At 71.8% G+C, this 17,326-nt stretch carries 17 protein-coding genes; 7 read left to right on the forward strand and 10 right to left on the reverse strand.

Going from position 1 to position 17,326, the window contains the following annotated elements:
- Positions 1-21 precede the first annotated feature (21 nt).
- On the forward strand, positions 22-741 hold the full coding sequence (locus ACGF3H_RS16645) for a class F sortase (protein WP_362497624.1): 720 nt from the start codon (positions 22-24) through the stop codon (positions 739-741).
- A gap of 145 nt (positions 742-886) precedes the next feature.
- Positions 887-2,047: a SchA/CurD-like domain-containing protein gene (locus tag ACGF3H_RS16650; protein WP_362497627.1), complete on the forward strand. Its 1,161-nt coding sequence runs from the start codon at positions 887-889 to the stop codon at positions 2,045-2,047.
- A 79-nt stretch (positions 2,048-2,126) separates the two neighbouring features.
- Here the strand turns inward: ACGF3H_RS16650 and ACGF3H_RS16655 are convergent, their stop codons facing one another.
- Positions 2,127-3,158 carry a methyltransferase gene (locus ACGF3H_RS16655; protein WP_362497630.1) on the reverse strand — a complete coding sequence of 344 codons (1,032 nt, stop codon included), beginning with the start codon at positions 3,156-3,158 and terminating at the stop codon, positions 2,127-2,129.
- Positions 3,159-3,208: 50 nt separating this feature from the next.
- Positions 3,209-4,285, reverse strand: a complete 1,077-nt coding sequence (locus ACGF3H_RS16660) for a right-handed parallel beta-helix repeat-containing protein (protein WP_362497632.1) — start codon at positions 4,283-4,285, stop codon at positions 3,209-3,211.
- Positions 4,286-4,450: 165 nt separating this feature from the next.
- Here ACGF3H_RS16660 and ACGF3H_RS16665 point away from each other — a divergent pair, with 165 nt between their 5' ends.
- The 4 genes from ACGF3H_RS16665 (at position 4,451) to ACGF3H_RS16680 (ending at position 7,469) form a co-directional block, all read left to right on the forward strand.
- The gene (locus tag ACGF3H_RS16665; protein WP_362497635.1) at positions 4,451-5,323 is read left to right on the forward strand and encodes a restriction endonuclease; all 873 of its coding nucleotides are present in this window, start codon (positions 4,451-4,453) and stop codon (positions 5,321-5,323) included.
- A 71-nt stretch (positions 5,324-5,394) separates the two neighbouring features.
- Positions 5,395-5,931 carry an isochorismatase family cysteine hydrolase gene (locus ACGF3H_RS16670; protein WP_362497638.1) on the forward strand — a complete coding sequence of 179 codons (537 nt, stop codon included), beginning with the start codon at positions 5,395-5,397 and terminating at the stop codon, positions 5,929-5,931.
- Between the two features lie 203 nt (positions 5,932-6,134).
- The gene (locus tag ACGF3H_RS16675; protein ID WP_362497640.1) at positions 6,135-6,500 is read left to right on the forward strand and encodes a transglycosylase family protein; all 366 of its coding nucleotides are present in this window, start codon (positions 6,135-6,137) and stop codon (positions 6,498-6,500) included.
- 96 nt (positions 6,501-6,596) lie between these two features.
- A complete protein-coding gene (locus ACGF3H_RS16680; RefSeq protein ID WP_362497642.1) occupies positions 6,597-7,469 on the forward strand; it encodes an oxygenase MpaB family protein in 873 nt (290 codons plus the stop codon).
- Between the two features lie 25 nt (positions 7,470-7,494).
- On the opposite strand, the gene ACGF3H_RS16685 is transcribed toward ACGF3H_RS16680, so the two are convergent.
- The 8 genes from ACGF3H_RS16685 to ACGF3H_RS16720 form a co-directional block, all read right to left on the reverse strand.
- Positions 7,495-8,457: a YihY/virulence factor BrkB family protein gene (locus ACGF3H_RS16685; RefSeq protein ID WP_362497645.1), complete on the reverse strand. Its 963-nt coding sequence runs from the start codon at positions 8,455-8,457 to the stop codon at positions 7,495-7,497.
- Between the two features lie 293 nt (positions 8,458-8,750).
- The gene (locus ACGF3H_RS16690; protein ID WP_362497648.1) at positions 8,751-10,121 is read right to left on the reverse strand and encodes an LLM class flavin-dependent oxidoreductase; all 1,371 of its coding nucleotides are present in this window, start codon (positions 10,119-10,121) and stop codon (positions 8,751-8,753) included.
- Entirely contained in the window at positions 10,118-10,876 is a 759-nt protein-coding gene (locus ACGF3H_RS16695) for an ABC transporter ATP-binding protein (protein WP_362497650.1), read from the reverse strand. Before ACGF3H_RS16695 ends, ACGF3H_RS16690 begins: the two co-directional genes overlap by 4 nt.
- A complete protein-coding gene (locus ACGF3H_RS16700; protein WP_362497653.1) occupies positions 10,852-11,706 on the reverse strand; it encodes an ABC transporter permease in 855 nt (284 codons plus the stop codon). Before ACGF3H_RS16700 ends, ACGF3H_RS16695 begins: the two co-directional genes overlap by 25 nt.
- Positions 11,703-12,800, reverse strand: a complete 1,098-nt coding sequence (locus ACGF3H_RS16705) for an ABC transporter substrate-binding protein (RefSeq protein WP_362497656.1) — start codon at positions 12,798-12,800, stop codon at positions 11,703-11,705. Before ACGF3H_RS16705 ends, ACGF3H_RS16700 begins: the two co-directional genes overlap by 4 nt.
- Positions 12,801-13,501: 701 nt before the next feature.
- Positions 13,502-14,275, reverse strand: a complete 774-nt coding sequence (locus ACGF3H_RS16710; RefSeq protein WP_362497658.1) for an SDR family oxidoreductase — start codon at positions 14,273-14,275, stop codon at positions 13,502-13,504.
- A 453-nt stretch (positions 14,276-14,728) separates the two neighbouring features.
- The gene (locus tag ACGF3H_RS16715) at positions 14,729-15,859 is read right to left on the reverse strand and encodes an erythromycin esterase family protein (RefSeq protein WP_362497661.1); all 1,131 of its coding nucleotides are present in this window, start codon (positions 15,857-15,859) and stop codon (positions 14,729-14,731) included.
- Positions 15,856-16,443, reverse strand: a complete 588-nt coding sequence (locus ACGF3H_RS16720; protein WP_362497664.1) for an NAD(P)H-dependent oxidoreductase — start codon at positions 16,441-16,443, stop codon at positions 15,856-15,858. Before ACGF3H_RS16720 ends, ACGF3H_RS16715 begins: the two co-directional genes overlap by 4 nt.
- Before the next feature lie 103 nt (positions 16,444-16,546).
- On the opposite strand from ACGF3H_RS16720, the gene ACGF3H_RS16725 reads away from it, so the two are divergent.
- On the forward strand, positions 16,547-17,212 hold the full coding sequence (locus tag ACGF3H_RS16725; protein WP_362497666.1) for a TetR/AcrR family transcriptional regulator: 666 nt from the start codon (positions 16,547-16,549) through the stop codon (positions 17,210-17,212).
- Positions 17,213-17,326 lie beyond the last annotated feature (114 nt).

Here is a 17,326-nt window from a genome sequence, read left to right on the forward strand (position 1 = left end):
TGCCTAGTGAGGTGTTTCCCGATGGCAGTACCCCCCTCTTCACCCGCCGGTGACGCCCCGGCCCCCTCCGGCTCCCGGGGAGGCTGGACGGTGCTGTGCGCCGTCGCTCTGCTGCTCGTGGCGATGAGCCTGCTCGGCGGGCACGACACGTCGGCCGACTCCTCGCGTCCGCCGCTCTTCCCGGGAGCCGGGGCGTCGGCCCCGGCGGCGGTCGGCTCGGCCACCGCGGAGCCGCCCCGCGACGACCCGCCGACCGCCGACCCGTCCCCCGCGGACCGGGAGACGGATCTGCCCCGGTCGAGACCCGTGCGGCTGCTGATCCCGGAGATCTCCGTCGACGCCCCCTTCACCGACCTCGCCATCGGTGAGAACAGGCAGCTCCAGCCCCCGCCCGCGAACGACACCAACCTCGTCGGCTGGTACGCCGAGGGAGCCTCTCCCGGCGAGACCGGCACCTCGATCATCGCCGGACACGTCGACACCAAGACGTCCGCCGCCGTCTTCGCCCGCCTCGACCAACTGGAGGTGGGGGACGTCTTCCACGTCGAGCGGGCCGACGGACGCACGGCGTCCTTCGTCGTCGACGACCTGCAGACCTTCGCCAAGGACGCCTTCCCCAGCAGCCGCGTGTACGGCGACGCGGACCGGCCGGAGGTACGGCTCATCACCTGCGCGGGCGACTACGACCGCAAGGTAAAGGACTACACGGACAACCTGGTGGTCTTCGCACACCTCACCTGAGCCCCCCTGGTGCCCGTCCGCGCCGGTCACCCGGGTAGTGCATACGACTCGCGCGCTCCCGGGGGCGGGCACAGGATCGAGGCGCTGGCGTCGCATCACCGCGGCCGACGTTCAGTACCGCCCCCGCGAAGGAGATGTGCGCAGGATGACCACCATGTCCACCCCTGCTTCCGAACCGCTGACGCGACAGGTCTCGCACCGTGTCTCCCAGTCCGTGTTCGACGGCTCCCGGCTCCGCGTCGTCCTGCTGGTGGACGTCAACGACGGAGCCCAGCAGCAGTTCCTCGAAACCTACGAGCAGCTGTGCAGCCACGTCGAGTCCGTACCCGGACACGTCAGTGAGCAGCTCTGCCAGTCCATCGAGAACCCGTCCCAGTGGCTCATCACCAGCGAGTGGGAGAGCGCGCCGCCGTTCCTCGACTGGGTGAGCAGCGAAGAGCACGTGCGGATGGTGAAACCGCTGCACAGCTGCGTCCGGGACACCAGGTCGCTCCGCTTCCACGTCGTCCGCGAGACCGGCGGCCCCGCCGTGGGCGCCGAGGCGGCCAAGGGAAGTCTCCAGACGGCACCGCGGGTGGGCGACGGCGTGATCCGCCACGCGCTCACCTTCACGGTCGAGCCGGGCAGCGAGGAGTCCGTCGCGAAGCTCCTCGCCGACTACGCCGCCCCCGAACCGCAGGTCGACGCCAACACCCGGCTGCTGCGCACCTCCCTGTTCATGCACGGCAACCGCGTGGTGCGGGCCATCGAGGTACGGGGCGACCTGCTCGCGGCGCTGCGGCACGTCGCCCAGCAGCCGGAGGTGCGTGCCGTCGAGGAGGCCATCAACCCGTACCTGGAGCAGGACCGGGACCTGAGCGATCCCGAGTCGGCCCGGGTCTTCTACACCCGTGCCGCGCTGCCGGCCGTCCACCACGTGACGGCGGGGCAGGAGGAACCGGAGGCGGAACGGCACGCGCTGTCGTACCCGGCCCGCCCGGGGTGCGGCATGCGCCTGGCCCGGCTGCTGGCCCAGCGGGACGAGGCGGCGGCCGACGACCCGCGCAGCCCGGTCCTGTGCAGCACCATCTTCCAGCGGGACGACGTCGTGGTCCGGCTGATCGACCTGCGCGGCGGTCTCGACGCCTGCGACCCCGCGGTCGCCCTCGGCCTGCCCGACGCCGGCCAGGCGGCCGAGCTGACCACGCTCCTGGACGAGCCGGCCGGTGCGGAGGCCGCCGCCCGCGACGACGGCGCCGGCCTCGCCCGGGCCCTCCGGGGTGCCCGCATGGCCCCCGTCACCGACCGCCGCTCACCCGGCGCCTGAGCGACGCCGGGCACGCACCGGACGGCCGCCGGACCGCGACGTGCGCGGTCCGGCGGCCGTCGTACGGGCGCGCGCCGGCCTACTCGGCGGGCACGGTGCAGTCGAACGCGTGCAGGTAGGGGTTGACCGGGCGGATGTCGTCGATGACGAGACCCGCCTCGGTCAGCCGGCCGACCATGCTGTCGGTGGTGTGCTTGGCACCGCCGACGTTGAGGAGCAGCAGCAGGTCCATGGCGGTGCTGAACCGCATCGAGGGCGTGTCGTCGACGAGGTTCTCGATGACCACGACCCGCGCCCCGGGGCCGCCCGCCGCCATGACGTTGCGCAGGGCGCGGGCGGTGCTGTCGTCGTCCCACTCCAGGATGTTCTTGATGATGTACACATCGGCCTGGACGGGAATGGCCTCACGGCAGTCGCCCGGCACGATGCGCACGCGGTCGGCGAGCGCACCCCCCTCGCGCAGCCGCGGGTCGGCGTTCTCGACGACGCGCGGGAGATCGAGCAGGACACCCTGCATCGACGGGTACTTCTCCAGCAGGCTCGCCACCACGTGCCCCTGCCCGCCGCCGATGTCCGCCACCGACCTGCTTCCCGACAGGTCGAGAAGGGCCGCGACGTCCTCGGCGGACTGCCGGCTGGACGTCGTCATGGCGCGGTTGAAGACCTCGGCCGACTCGGGGGCGTCCTCGTTGAGGTAGGTGAAGAACTCCTTGCCGTACAGGTCCTCGACGACGTTCCGGCCGGTCCGCACGGCCTCGTCCAGGCGGGGCCACGCGTCCCAGGTCCACGGCTCGGTGCACCACAGGGTGATGTAGCGCAGGCTGTGCGGGTCGTCCTCGCGCAGCAGCAGGGACATGTCGGAGTGGGCGAACGTGCCGTCCTTGTGCTCGGTGAAGACGCCGTAGCACGTCAGGGCGCGCAGCAGCCGGCGCAGCGGCCGGGGCTCGGTCTTCACCGCGGCCGCGAGGTCGTCCACGGTCATGGGGGTCTCGCCGAGGGCGTCGGCGACGCCGAGCCGTGCGGCAGCGCGCAGGGCGGCGGCGCATGCCGCCCCGAACACGAGCTCCCTCAGCCGCATCGGCGGGGGAGGGGCGGTCTGTACGGTCGTCATGTGCCGCTTTCCTTCCTTCTTCGGTCCACGGGTGGGCTACGGGCGGGCGGTCAGCACAGCCCCGCGGGCTTGGAGGCCCGGCACGAGTTGCCGCTGAAGGTGTTGGCCGTGCCGGTCTCGGTGCTGACGAGGTCGGCCGGTGAGTTGTCGCGCAGCACGTTGCCGCTGACCTCGTTCTTCTCGCCGGCGACGCCCACGAGGCTCTTGAACAGGACGATGCCGCCCGACAGCGGGGAGGTGCCGGAGTGGCCCTCGACCGTGTTGGCCGTGACCCGGACCTTCTCGGTGCCGGTCAGGACGATGCCGGAGCCCTGCAGGGCGGGCAGCCGCTCGGTCTTCGGGCACGACTTGTTGTTGCGGGCGACGTGGTTGCCGCTCACCACGAGGTCGCCGGCCTTGGGGCTGTTCTCGTCGCCGACGACGAAGACGCCCGCGCAGTTGCCGGTGATGCGGTTGTCCGCCACGGCGAGGTTGCGCAGCCGCCGCACCGTGACGCCGATCCGGTTGCCCTCGAGCCGGTTGTCCTCGACGACCGTGCCGCGGGTGTTCGCGGCGCCCTGCTCGGCCGCGATGGTGTTGGCGAGGAAGATGCCCGCGTCGCCGTTGTCCCGGGCGGTGTTGTCCCGGAAGACGCCGCGGACCGAGCGCTCCTGGGCGATGCCCCAGACGTCGTTCTTGTCGGCCGTCACGTTGCGCACGGTCAGCCCGTCGGTGGCCATCGAGAACACACCCGCGCGCGCGAACCCGGTCACCCTCAGGGAGGCGACGGTGACGTCCTTGACCTTCTTGTTCTTCGTCCCGACCACGCAGATGCCGTTGCCCTTCTCGGCACAGGTGCCCGTGGCCTTCTTCGTGCTCGGCTTGATGACCGTGTACCGGCCCATGCCGCGCAGTGTGAGCCCGGGGGTGCTCACACTGACGCTCTCGTGGTAGGTGCCGATGCTCACGAGGACGGTGTCGCCGGACTCGGCCGCGTCCACGGCCTTCTGGATCGATTCTCCGGGGTGGACCACGTGGACCGCGGGGATGTGGGGGACGTCCGGGAAGGCGCCTGCGGGAGCCGCGCCAAGACCCGTTCCGACCATCGCAGCGGTGCACACCAGGTACACGACATGGCATTTCTTCATATTCCGCACGTTATGCCCGACCCGTTCTCGGGCGGCGGACGATGAGCCATCCGACGGCGTGTCATGTGGGCGGCGCACGGGGGGCGTTCACCGCGACTGGTCATGCCGCCCGAGGGCAGACGCAGAGGTGATCTTCACATCGGCTCCCCGAGGAGGACACCGCCCGTGACCACGCCCGAGCAACGGACACGCCGCCTGCCCGCCGGACGCCGCTTCGACCTGCGCGCGACCGCCATGTTCTTCGGACTCGCCGCCCTCGGCCTGGGCCTCGTCGGCATGGTGGTGCGCATGGCGTTCGGTGTCGCCGAGCACCGTCCCGCATGGGCCGTGCTCCTGTTGCTCGGCGTGGCGGTGGCCCTCCTCGTCGGCCGGCGCGGAAGGTCCGGCTTCTCCACCGCGAGGCTGGCCCGGCGCACCACCCACGCCCTGGAACAGGCCACGGCCACGGCGCTCGACGCGCTGGACGCGGAGCGCCCCGCCGGGCCGGTCCTGGCGACGCGGCCCGGCGCCGGGAGTCCCGCGGCGCCGGTCCCCGCCGCGGAGCTTCCCACGGTGGAGGTCCCCGCGACGGAGGTTCCCACCGTGGAGGTCCCCGCGACGGTGGTCCCCGACCCCGACGTCCTGAGCCCCGACGAGTTCGAGCAGGCGATAGCCGACCTCTGCATACGGGACGGATGCGCCGAGGTCGAGGTCGTGGGCGGGGCCGGAGACCTCGGCGCCGACGTGCTGGCGGTGGCCCCCGACGGCCGGCGCCTGGTCATCCAGTGCAAGCGTTACGGCGCGGACAACAAGGTCGGCTCCGAGGAACTGCAGCGCTTCGGCGGCACCTGCTTCACCGTCCACGAGGCCGACGTGGCGATCCTCGTCACCAGCAGCGACTTCACCGCGCCCGCCGCCGACTACGCCGAGCAGTGCGGCATAGTCTGCGTCGACGGACGGCGACTGCGCGCGTGGAGCGAGGGCGCGGGGCCCGAGCCGTGGTCCGCGCAGCCCTGGGCGGAGCAGGAGACGGATCTGCCCGACCGGGCGGCGTGGTGATGTCCCACGGCCTGCCGCCGCGCCGTCGGCCCGGCGGCATGGACCCGCCTCCCGGTGGCAACCTGGACGGCATGAGCAAGACCGCACTGATCGTCATCGACATGATCAACACCTACGACCACAAGGACGCCGACCAGCTGATCCCGTCCGTGGAGCCCGTGGTGCCGGTGGTGACCGGCCTGCTGCGCCGGGCGCGGCACAGTGACGTACCCGTCATCTACGTCAACGACAACTTCGGCGAGTGGCGCTCGCACCACGGGGAGATCCTCGACAAGGCCCTGTCCGGACCGCACGCCCGGCTCGTGGAGCCGCTCCAGCCCGACGAGTCCTCGCTCTTCGTGGTCAAGGCACGCCACTCGATCTTCTTCGAGACCCCGCTGACGTACCTGCTCCACGAGCAGGGCATCGACCGGCTCGTGCTGTGCGGGCAGGTGACCGAACAGTGCGTGCTCTACTCGGCGCTCGACGCGCACATCCGCCACCTCGACGTCGTCGTGCCGCGGGACGCGGTCGCGCACATCCACGCCGACCTCGCGGACGCCGCGCTGCGGATGATGGAACGCAACATGGGTGCCCGGATCTGCGACAGCGACGAACTGTGGGGCTGAGGAGCTGAGCAGCCGCCTTCTCCCGGGGCCCGCGGCACGCGCGCACGGCTCGGAGCCGAGGGCGGCGCCTACCGCACCGCGGCGCTCTCGGCATGTCGGTCTCACCGTGCCGACCCCGGTGGGGGCCTCCGTGTGCTCCGTCCGGCGCAATGCGGTCCCGGTCGCCACGGCAGTCCGTGGGCACGAGGTGTAACAGTCTTTGTATGATCTGTAGACGACATGCTCATACGAGCACACGAGCCGACTCGCACGGCCGCGGCATCCCGTCCGTCCTGGTGGCCCTGACCGCCGCCGCCGTCCTGGGGACGGCCACCCAGGCGGCAGCCTCGCCGGCGCTCCTCCGCGCGACGGACTGGGACGCCATCGCCGAGTGCGAGTCCGGCGGCAACTGGAAGGCGAACACCGGAAACGGCCACTACGGCGGCCTGCAGTTCAAGCAGTCGAGCTGGAAGGCAGCCGGCGGTCTCAAGTACGCGCCCCGGGCCGACCTGGCCACACGCAAGGAACAGATCAAGGTGGCCGAGCGCCTGGCCCGCATGCAGGGAATGTCGGCCTGGACCTGCGCCTGAACCGGCCGGCGGCGCCGATGCCTCCTTCCTGCGGACCCGGGCAGACTAGTCATGAGACCCGTCCGGTCCCGGCAGGCAGAGGAGGGCTCGGCAGCCATGAGACATCCCCCGGACCGTCTCGCCGACCCGCGCGCACGGCTCGGCGACATGATCTTCTCCAGAGTGGCGGGGCCCGAGGGCCGGGACAACCGCGCCCGCATCCACGGCACGCCCGGCCCCCGCTGGTTCGGCCCCGACCGGCCCGTCAGACGCGTGCACGGCGACGCCTCGATGTTCATCGGGGGCCTGTCCGCCCTGCTGCTCCAGTCGCTCCACCCGCTGGCCATGGCGGCCGTGGCGGCCCACTCCGGGTTCCGCGGGGACCCCTGGGGCCGGCTCCAGCGGACCAGCACCTTCCTGGCGGTCACCACCTTCGGCACGGCCGACAGCGCCCAGGAGGCCTGCGACCGGGTGCGGGCCGTCCACGACAGGGTGCGCGGCACCACCGCCGCCGGGGAGGCGTACTCCGCGGCCGACCCACAGCTGCTGTGCTGGGTGCACGTCGCGGAGGTCGACAGCTTCCTGCGCGCTCACCAGCGCTACGGCGCCCGGCCCCTGGACGACGAGGGCTGCGACGCCTACGTGGCCGACATGGCACGCGTCGCCACGGCGCTCGGGGTGCCCGACCCGCCCGTCGACCGCGCCGGTCTCGACGAGCGGCTGGCCGCCTACCGCGGCGAACTGCGCGCCACCGGCGAGGCACGCAGCACCGCCCGTTTCCTGCTCCTGAACCCGCCGGTCCCGCTCCTCGCCCGGCTCCCGTACGGCGTCATCGCCGCCAACGCGGTCTCCCTGCTGCCACGATGGGCCTCGCGCGCCCTGTGGCTGCCACGGGTGCCGCCGGCCGAGACGCTGTGCGTACAGCCGCTGGGCACGGCCGTGACCGCGGGGATCCGCTGGGTGATGGCCCCGCCCCGCGACGCGGCGTAGCACCTGCCCGCCGACGGCGGGGAGGTCAGTCTCCCGGCCCCGGATCAGGCCGCACCGGTGCCCGCAGGCCCGCCCGGGCCGCCTCAAGCTGGGCGGCGAACGCGATGCCGAGGAAGAGCGCCACCGCGGTCAGGTTGGCCCACAGCAGCAGCGCGATGAACGCGGTCAGCGGACCGTAGACGGCACCGAACGCGCCGCTGCGCCCGACGTACAGCGCGAGGAGCCACGTCGCGCAGACCCACAGCACCAGGTGGACCGCGGAGCCGAAGGCCAGCCAGGTGTAGCCCGGCTGGTCGCGGCGGGGCGACCAGCGCAGGATCACCGCGGAGGCGACCCAGGCCAGCAGCAGCCCCGCGGGCACCTCGAGGGCGCCCCACCAGCCGCCGCCGCCCGGGCCGCCGGCCGACTCCGCGACCGCGTCCCCGACGGCCTCACCGGCGACGAGCACCACGAACCCCAGCACCATCGGCAGTCCGGCGGTGAGCGCCAGGACCAGCGCCCTGGCGTACTTGCGGGGGAAGGGCCGGTCCCGCTCGATGCCGTAGATGCGGTTGGCGCCCCGTTCGATCTGGCCCATGGCCGACGCCAGGTTCAGCAGCGCGAACCCCAGGCCCAGCCATAGCGCGAGTGTGCTCCAGACGTCGCTGTGGGCGCTGCGCCGGGTGCCCTCGAACGCCTTCTCCACGACGTCGGCGCTGGCACCCGGAACGATCCGGCCGAGCGTGAGCTCGACGACGCGGCCCACGCCCTCCGTGTGCACCGACGTCGCGAGGCCCACCAGCACGACGGTGAACGGCACCAGACCGAGGACCACCTGGAAGGCCAGCGCCCGGGCGTTGGTGAAGCCGTCCGCGTAACGGAACCGGGCGAAGGAGTCGGTCAGCAGCCGCAGGCCGCCGTACCGTCTGAGCGCGGTCAGGGCTTCGTCGCCGGAGAGTTCGTCCCCGATCATGTCCCGCGTCTGCGGCACGTGCACGGCGGTTCCCACGGTCGGCTGCTCCTCGTGTCGGGACGGGCGGGTCTTCCACCGTCCTGATGCCCCGCGAACGCGAGGAGCTGCGCGGAGCGGACGACCGGCCTCGCCGCGCACGGGGAAGGAGGCTCTGCCGGCCGGTCCCGCAGGGGTGACGGGAGCGGTGCGAGGGCGGCCCCGGACGTATCGGCGTGACGAACGTCCGGGACCGCCGTCGGCTCCCCCCGCAACTGGTTGCCCAGGCCCCTTCGCGCGGAAACGGGGCGCGGTGGTCACCGGCGGAAGTGCACACCCAGGGGTTACTCCGGTCAACCCGGTGTGACCGCCGCGGTCCGGCCCGACTGCCGGTCCCGCCCGCCGACGGGGCCGACGGCGGCGGGCCGCGGCAGCCCGTAGTGCTCCCGCAGCGTCCTGCCCTCGTACGCGGAACGGAACAGCCCGCGCGCCCGCAGGACCGGCACCACCTGGTCGGCGAAGAGGTCGAACCCGCCGGGCAGCCAGGGCGGCATGATGTTGAAGCCGTCGGCCGCACCGTGCTCGAACCACTCCTGGATCTCGTCGGCGACCTGCTCCGGCGTACCGGCGACCACGCGGTGGCCGCGGGCACCCGCGAGACGGTGCAGGAGCTGACGGACCGTCGGCTGCTCGCGGTCGACGATGTCCAGGACGAGCCGGAAGCGGCTGCCGTTGCCGCGCTCGCCCCGGGTCTCGATGAGCCGGCGCGGTACCGGCCCGTCCAGCTGGTCCTCGCTCAGCTCCAGACCCAGCAGCCGCTGGAGCAACTGGAGCGAGTACGCGGGCTGGGTGAGTTCGTCGAACTCCTCGTGCAGGGCCCGGGCCTCCGCCTCCGTCGAGCCGATGAAGGGGCTGATGCCGGGCAGGACGATCACCTGGTCCGGGTCGCGGCCCAGCGCCGCCACCCGTGCCTTGAGGTCGGCGTAGAACTCCTGGCCGTTGCGCAGCGTCTGATGGGCGGTGAACACCGCCTCGGCGTACGCGGCGGCGAAGGCACGGCCGTCCGCGGACGAACCGGCCTGGACCTGGACCGGGCGGCCCTGCGGGGAGCGGGGGAGGTTCAGCGGACCGCGGACCTTCAGGTGGCGGCCCGTGTGGTCGATCTCGTGGATGCGGTCGGTGTCGGCGAACAGGCCGCTCTTCTGGTCGGCGACCAGGGCGTCGTCCTCCCAGCTGTCCCACAGCTTCGTCACGACCTCCACGAACTCCCGCGCGCGGTCGTACCGTTCGGCGTGGACCGGGTGCTCGTCGAGACCGAAGTTCCCGGCGGCCTGCGGGGCGCCGGTGGTGACGATGTTCCAGCCGGCCCGGCCTCCGCTGAGGTGGTCCAGCGACGAGAAGAGACGGGCCAGGTTGTAGGGCTCGAAGTAGGTGGTCGACGCGGTGGCGATCAGCCCGATGCGCTCGGTGGCCGCGGCGACGGCCGACAGCCAGGTGAACGGCTCGAGCCGGAAGCGGCTGGCGTAGCGCACGTTGTCCGCCAGGGACGGGCCGTCAGCGAAGAACACGGCGTCGAACGCGGACCGTTCGGCCCGGCGGGCGAGGTCCTGGTAGAAGCCGATGTCCAGCAGCCGCCCGGGATCGGTGCCGTGGTGACGCCAGGCGGCCTCGTGGTGGCCGCCCGGGTAGACGAACAGGTTCAGATGCAGTTTCCGGGCACTCATGCCGCGTTCTCCTCCTCGAGGACGTCCACTCCCAGCCGGGTGAGCAGCCGGCCGCGCAGGGCCGCGTACTCGGAGCTGCCGTGGCGGCGCGGTGCCGGGAGATCCACGGGCAGGTCGGCCGCGATCCGGCCGCGGTCCAGCACCACGACCCGGTCCGCGAGCGCGATGGCCTCGTCCACGTCGTGCGTGACCAGGAGCACGGCCGGCCGGTGCCGCTCGCACAGGCGCCGCAGCAGAGCGTGCATCCTGATCCGGGTCAGCGCGTCCAGGGCACCGAACGGCTCGTCCGCCAGCAGCAGGTGCGGCTCGCGTACCAGGGAGCGCGCCAGTGAGACCCGCTGCTGCTCACCGCCGGACAGCTCCACCGGCCACGCGCGTTCCCGCCCCGCGAGCCCGACCTCGGCGAGGGCGTCCCTGCCCCGCGCCTCGGCGAAGGGCCCGTCCAGGCCGAGGACGACATTGTCGAGCAGCCGCTTCCAGGGCAGCAGCCGGGCGTCCTGGAAGACGACGGAGACATGGTCGGGCCGGGTGAGGCCGCCGCTGCCCGCGACCTCGTGGTCCAGCCCGGCCAGTGCCCTCAGCAGGGTGCTCTTGCCGGAACCACTGCGACCGAGCAGCGCCACGAACTCGCCCGGCGCGATGGACAGGTCGAGCCCGTCCAGCACCCGGCGGTCACCGAAGGAACGCACCAGGTTCTCGGTGCGGACCGCCGCCCGGCCCTCGGTCCGGTTCAGCCCGCCAGAGTGCGTCGCCACGACAGGGCCCTCCTCTCCACGAGTCGTACCAGGGCATCGGAGAGCAGACCGAGCAGGCCGTACACGACGAGTCCGACGATGATCACGTCGGTCTGCCCGTACGTCCGCGCGAGCTCCATCATGTAGCCGATGCCATTGGTGGCGTTGACCTGTTCCACGACGACCAGGGCGAGCCACGCGGCGGTCACCGCGAAGCGCATGCCGAGCAGGAAGCCGGGCAGGGCGCCCGGCAGGACGACGTGGCGCACGAAGGCGAGCCGGCCCAGCCGCACGGTCTCGGCGAGCTCGGCGTAGCGGCTGTCGATGGTGCGCAGCCCGTTGTGGGTGTGGATGTAGACCGGCACGAAGACGCCGAGCGCGATCGTGACGACCTTCATCGTCTCGCCGATGCCGAACCAGAGGATCAGCAGCGGTATCAACGCCAGCGAGGGGACGGCCCGCTTGATCTGCACCGGGCCGTCGATCACGGCCTCGCCGATCCGGCTGAGTCCGGCGACGAGGGCGAGCAGCAGCCCGCCGACCACGCCGAAGAGCAGACCGAGGAGGGCCCGCTGGGCGGAGGTGGCCAGGTGGGACGGGAGCTTGCCGTTGTCGATCAGGTCGCCCGCCGTGCCCGCGACGGTCCACGGCGCGGGCAGGCTGCGGACGTCGATGACGCCGAGGCCGGTGCCCGCCGCCCAGAGCGCCAGCAGCAGCGCGGGTCCGATCGCCCATCCGCCGGGCACCGGCCGGCCGGGGCCCAGGCGCCTGCGGCGCGGCCGGCGCGGGACGGGGGCCGCGGCGACGGCCGCCGCCGGCGGCGCCTTCTTGCCGAGGGCGGTGGTGCTCATGACGGTGTCCCTTCGCCGGTGCGGGCCGCGTCGGCGACCGCGTCGGCGGCCACCCGCTCGTAGCGGCGGTCGAAGAGGAGGTCCGCATCGAAGGGCTCGCGGTCCTGCTCCTTGGCCAGCAGGTCGATGGTCTGCTGCTGCCGGCGCACGGCGTCGGTCCAGTCGGCGGGTATGTCCGGGTGGCCGGCCCGCCGCACCAGGTATTCGCCGTCCGCACGGCTCAGGCCCTGGTCCTCGACGTAGTAGCCCGCGACCCATTCCTCGGGATGGGTGTCGACCCAGATCTGGGCCCGCGCCCAGAACGTGATGAGTTCCCTGACCGCCGCCGACTTCTGCGGGTCGGCGACGGACTCGGTGAGCGCCCACAGGTGCGCGGGGTCGTCCCGGAGACCGTGCCTGACGGTCGTGGCGCCCTCCTTGCCGTAACGGGACAGATAGCGCTTGATGTTGACGTCCGCGATCGGGGCCGCGTCCACCTGACGGTTGCCGAGGGCCGTGGGATAGACGTCACCGGTACTCGCGAGTTCGACGAGTTCGACGTCCTCCCGGCCGAGGCCCGCCTTCTGCAGAATGCGCAGGACCAGCGCGCCCTGCGCCTGTCCCGGGCTGTAGGCGATCTTCTTTCCGCGCAGGTCCGCCAGTGTGCGGATACCGGCGCCGGGGGCGATGCCGAGTTCGTAGATAGGGTTCTTGACCGGATCCTCGCGGAACTTCGCCGCCACAAGTTTGGTGTCCAGGCCCGTCCAGTGGGCGTTGATCGACGGGATGTCGGCCGCCGAGCAGACGTCCAGGGCGTCGGCGCGGAACGCCTCCGAGCACTGGGGGCCGCCGCTGATGTGGGCCCACTTCACCTTGAAGGGCAGCTTGTCGATCTGCCCCGACAGTTCGAGTGCCACCTTGAGGTCCGGTGCACCGACCGTGAGGGTGGTGCCACGGGCCACCGTGGCCGGGATCGCCTCGCCCGAGACGTCCTTGCTGCTCGAGGTGGTCTGCGGCGGGGCCACGCAGGAGGCGAGGGCGAGGGAGAAGGTCAGCAGCAGCGCGGCGACGGTGGCCGGTCGCCGGATTCCGGGCAGGGGTGTGCGAGGGGTCATCGTGGCCTTCACAGAGAAGAGGAAGCGCCCTGGGGAGAGAAGGGCGGGACGCCGATGCGGTGAGGACGCGTACGGACGGAGGGCAGTGGGGCGGTGGAGCTCAGCTACACACCGCGGTGGCGACGCGCATCAGATCGATGGCCCGCCTCTTCCGGAACTGCCGGGATGTCCGCATGCGCCGGACGTTATCGACGCCCGGAAAACGGGGTCAAGGCCCACCGGCCCCAACTGCCCGCACCGCCATGACTCGTTCGTCGCCGCGCCATGTTGCGGAAACACGTCATGTTCCGGCAACGGCCAGGCCGGTTGCCGGCCCCGTGACGCCGTGCCGCCGTACGTAGGCCGGTGCTCATGTCACCGGTCAGGGAGGAGCACCCACGCGCGCTGCTCGCGGGTGCCTCGCGCCGGTGGGTGCGGCCGCTGCCGTCGGGGCGTGGCCCTCGTGCTGTCCGTGGCCCCGTCCGCATCCTGGGAGGCGGCCTGCGCGACGGTACTACCGAAACATGACGCGACCCCGCCCGTATCCCAGTGACCTCTCCGAGACGCGCCGGCTCGACTCGATCAGGACCGCCGTGGAGCAGTCGTGACCAGGACGACGCCGCGGGAGCTGCCGCCGCCGTGGCGGCCTGCGAGATCACGATGGCCACCGGTCAAGCGCTCGGGGCGAAGGGCAGGGCTTCCCGGAATCCCGGAGTCCACCCTCACCAGGGCAGCGGGCCATCCAGGCTGAAGAACCCGGCGGTCGGTCCGTCCGCGGCGAGCGTGGCCAGTTGCACGAGCACTGCCGAGCCCTGCGCGGGGGTGAGGTGCCCGGTGTGGTTGTTGCTGTCGGTGTCGACGTAGCCGGGGGCCGCGGCGTTGACCAGGATGCCGTCCGGGCGCAGTTCGTTGGCGTACTGCACTGTCAACGCGTTCAGCGCGGATTTCGACGGGTTGTAGGCGGCCGACGGCAGCAGGGAGGCGAAGGGGCCGTCGGGGTCGCTGGTGAGCGTCAGCGACGCGGCGTGACTGCTCACGTTGACGATGCGCGGGGCAGGAGAGCGGCGTAGCAGGGGCAGCATGGCGTTGGTCACCGCGATCACTCCGAAGACGTTGGTCTCGAACACCTGGCGGACCATGGCCAGGCTGACGCTGCTGGGGACCTGGTCGGTGGCTTCCGTGGGCGAGACCCCCGGGGCGGTGCCGGTGATTCCCGCGTTGTTGATCAGAACGTCGAGATGGCCGTAGTTCTCCTCGAGTTGCTTGGCAGCCGCTGCGACGGTGGTCCGGTCGGTGACGTCAAGGAGGACCGCGTGGGCGTCACCGCCGGCTGCGCGCAGTGCCGCCGCTGTCTGCTGGCCGCGGTGCTGCTCCCTGGATCCGACCACGACTGTCATGCCCAGGGCGGCGAGCTGCTCGGCGGTTGCCCGTCCGATCCCCTTGTTCGCTCCGGTGACCAGCGCGATCTTGTGCTGTTGTGCGGTCTGGTTGCTCATCGTGACGTTCCCCTTCTCGGGAGGGTCGGCTTTCTCGGGAGGGCCGGTTGCGAAGTGTTCTCGCCCTGCCGGCTCGACAAGGGCTCGAAGCTTGGTGTGCTTCGGGGCTCCGGAGACAGCGGGCGCACCGTTCCCAGTGGTCCTGGGACCCGGTACACACGCAGTCCGGCCGCCCGTTCTTCGTCACCCGCATGGGGGAGTCAGCAGCGAAACCGGAAGCGCGCTGACGTCGCGGGCCGACGGGCAGACAGGTGGGGCGAGGACCTGCAGGCGGGTGAGGTCGTTGTCGGGCGAGTGCGTTGCTCGTACGAGGAATCAGGCCCGGGCTCCGGCTAGCCCAGGTAGGCAGCCCGTCGGAATCAGCGGGGCGCGCATCGAGGTGTCGCGTCGTCCTCGCTGTCGGTCGGCGCCGGTAGGACGGCGCGCGTGAGCGGCGTTCGAAGACCCGTTCTGTTACGTCAACGGATGCACGGGAGACACCTGGTGCAGGTGGACGAGAACGTCGAACGCGTCTGGCAGGGAGGCGACGGCGAGGTGTTCGGCCGCGTCCCTGGAGGGGGTGTACACACCGCTGATGACGCGCACTTTCACCGGTCCGCCGTCCCATCCGACGTCGCGCAGGTCGACCCAGTGGGCGGGCCGGCCTGTGGCGCCGAAGCGGGCGTCGAGCCATTCGGGGGCCGGTTCCGGGACGGTGACGGTGCCGAGGTCGCCGTGGCGGAAGCCGATCGCCGCGGAGGCGTAGCGCTTGCCGTAGTGGTCCCGCAGCACACTGCCGACCGTGGGCTGGGAGCCGCGTTGGGGCGCCAGACCGAGGGTCACCGCAGCCGCCGAGGTGTGCGCTATGCCGTCCCAGTAGGCAACGCGATGGCCGGTGCGGTGCTCATGGTCGATGATCGTCTCGGCCCAGGTGCGGGCGTCGCCCGCGTAGTTGTCGCGTCCGGCGACGCTGCGCTGGTGGAAGTCCACGATGAGGCGCATCCGCTCCAGGACGTCGTCCCCGGGCAGCTCCGCGACGATCGCGAGGGCGTCGCGGGCATGCTCGGCGAAGGGCCGGCCCGGGTGCAGCCCTCTGGCCCGCTGCACGTGCTCGTCGATCTCGTGTGCCGTACGGATGGGCTCCAGGTGGGCGGCCATGTCGGCAAGCCGGTGCGGGGCGGCACGGCGCACATGCTCCATGACGGCGTCGTAGTCGGCGGGCTGTGCCTGGGCGGGCTTGATCCCGAAGATACGGACCGGGTCGTCCGGGTGGTCCTGGTTGAAGGCGCGGATCCACTCCAGCGCCGCGGCCATCTCGGTGGTGCGCCAGGGCCGCCAGGCATCGGCCAGGGTGGATCGTGCCGTGCCCGCGCCTCCGGTGACGTACGCGTCGAGGGTCGCCCCGACGGAGGTGTTGTCCTGTAAGGCCAGTGCGCGGAAGCCGTGTTCGCGGACGAGACGGCGGAAGAGCTGGTCACGCACGTCGAAGGTCTCGTGGGCGAATCTGGTGGACTCGCCGAGTCCGGCGACGGTCGTGCCGGTGGCGAGCGCGTCGGCCAGGTCGTCGAGTGCGGTCAAGGCGGTCATGCCGGTCAGGGCAGTCATGCCGGGACTCCTTCACGGATCGGTGCGAGCGCCCGCGCCCAGGCGACGACGTCGTTGAGCAGGGCGGTGAGGGCGGAGTACTGGTGCGGGCACGGAGTGAGGTCCCCCGGCTCGGTGGGCGCGGAGAAGGTGAAGTCGTGGTGCAGGGACAGCGCCACCTGGCTGCGTACGGTGGCGACCTTCAGTTCGGCGAGGACCAGCCGGAGGTGCTCGACCGCGCGGGTCGCGCCATGCAGGCCGTAGCCGACGAAGCCGGCCGCCTTGTTGTTCCACTCGGCGTAGACGAAGTCGAAAGCGTTCTTCAGCGCGCCGGGGATGGAGTGGTTGTACTCCGGTGTGACGAACACGAATCCGTCGCAACCGGCGATCGCCTCCGCCCAGAGGACGGTGTGCGCCTTGCTGTACCGGCCGGACGCCGCCGGGTGCGTCTCATCCAGCAGCGGCAGGCCGAAGTCGGCGAGGTCGATGATGTCGAAGCCGACCGCCGGCTGTTCCCGCGCGGCGGCTTCGACCACCCACTCGGCGACGGCGCGGCCTCGGCGGCCGGGGCGTGTGCTGCCGATGATGATGCCGATCCTGGTCATGGATGTCTCCTCAACAGGCGAGAGTTGCACCGATCGGTGTAGCCGTTACGCCGGCCGGTGTAGTAAGTGCAAGCATCGGTGTAATCGACTAGGGTTGTGAAGCGTGACCGAGAAGAAGAGGCCGGTCGGCCAACCGGACAAGCGCCGGGCGATCATGGCCGGGGCGCTGACGCTGTTCGCCCGCGACGGCTACACGCGCGCGGGACTGGATGCGATCGCCGTCGCAGCGGGCGTCTCCAACCGCACCATCTACAACCACTTCACCGACAAGGCCGAGCTGTTCCAGGCGGTGATGCAGGAGAGCACGCAGCGGGTCGCGGACACGATGGTCGACATCATCGACCGTCATCTGACCAAGGTGGTCGATCTCGAAAGCGACCTGATCGACTTCGGAGTTGCCTGGCTCGGCGTGCTGACCTCCGACCTGGCCCCGCATTTCGCGCTCATCCGCCAGATCAACGCCGAGACCGAGCACATCCCGCCGGACGCGCTCGCGCTCTGGCACGAGGCAGGCCCCGGCCGCACCCGGCGCGAACTGGCCGAACGTCTGAGCAGGATCGCCGAACGCGGCGACCTCGCCATCGGCGACCCCGCCCGCGCGGCCGGACACCTGATGCTGCTCATCTCCGCCGACAACCTCACCGACCGGGCGGACCTCCACCACGAGGAGGCGCTCCGTCAGATGGTCGCCGCAGGGGTCTCGACCTTTCTCTACGGCTACGCAGAACGGGCTGCGGACGGCGAACACGATGCCGAGTACCGCTCGTGACGCGGCCCCGCAGCCTCAGTGTTCACCCGCCGCCGAGCTGTGCTGGGTCCGTGTGCTGCCGACCTAGCCAGCGGCCCTGAATGAGTCGTTTCCTTCCCGGAGCAGCGAACCGCG

Source organism: Streptomyces sp. NPDC048185, assembly GCF_043202495.1.
Taxonomy (GTDB): Bacteria; Actinomycetota; Actinomycetes; order Streptomycetales; family Streptomycetaceae; genus Streptomyces.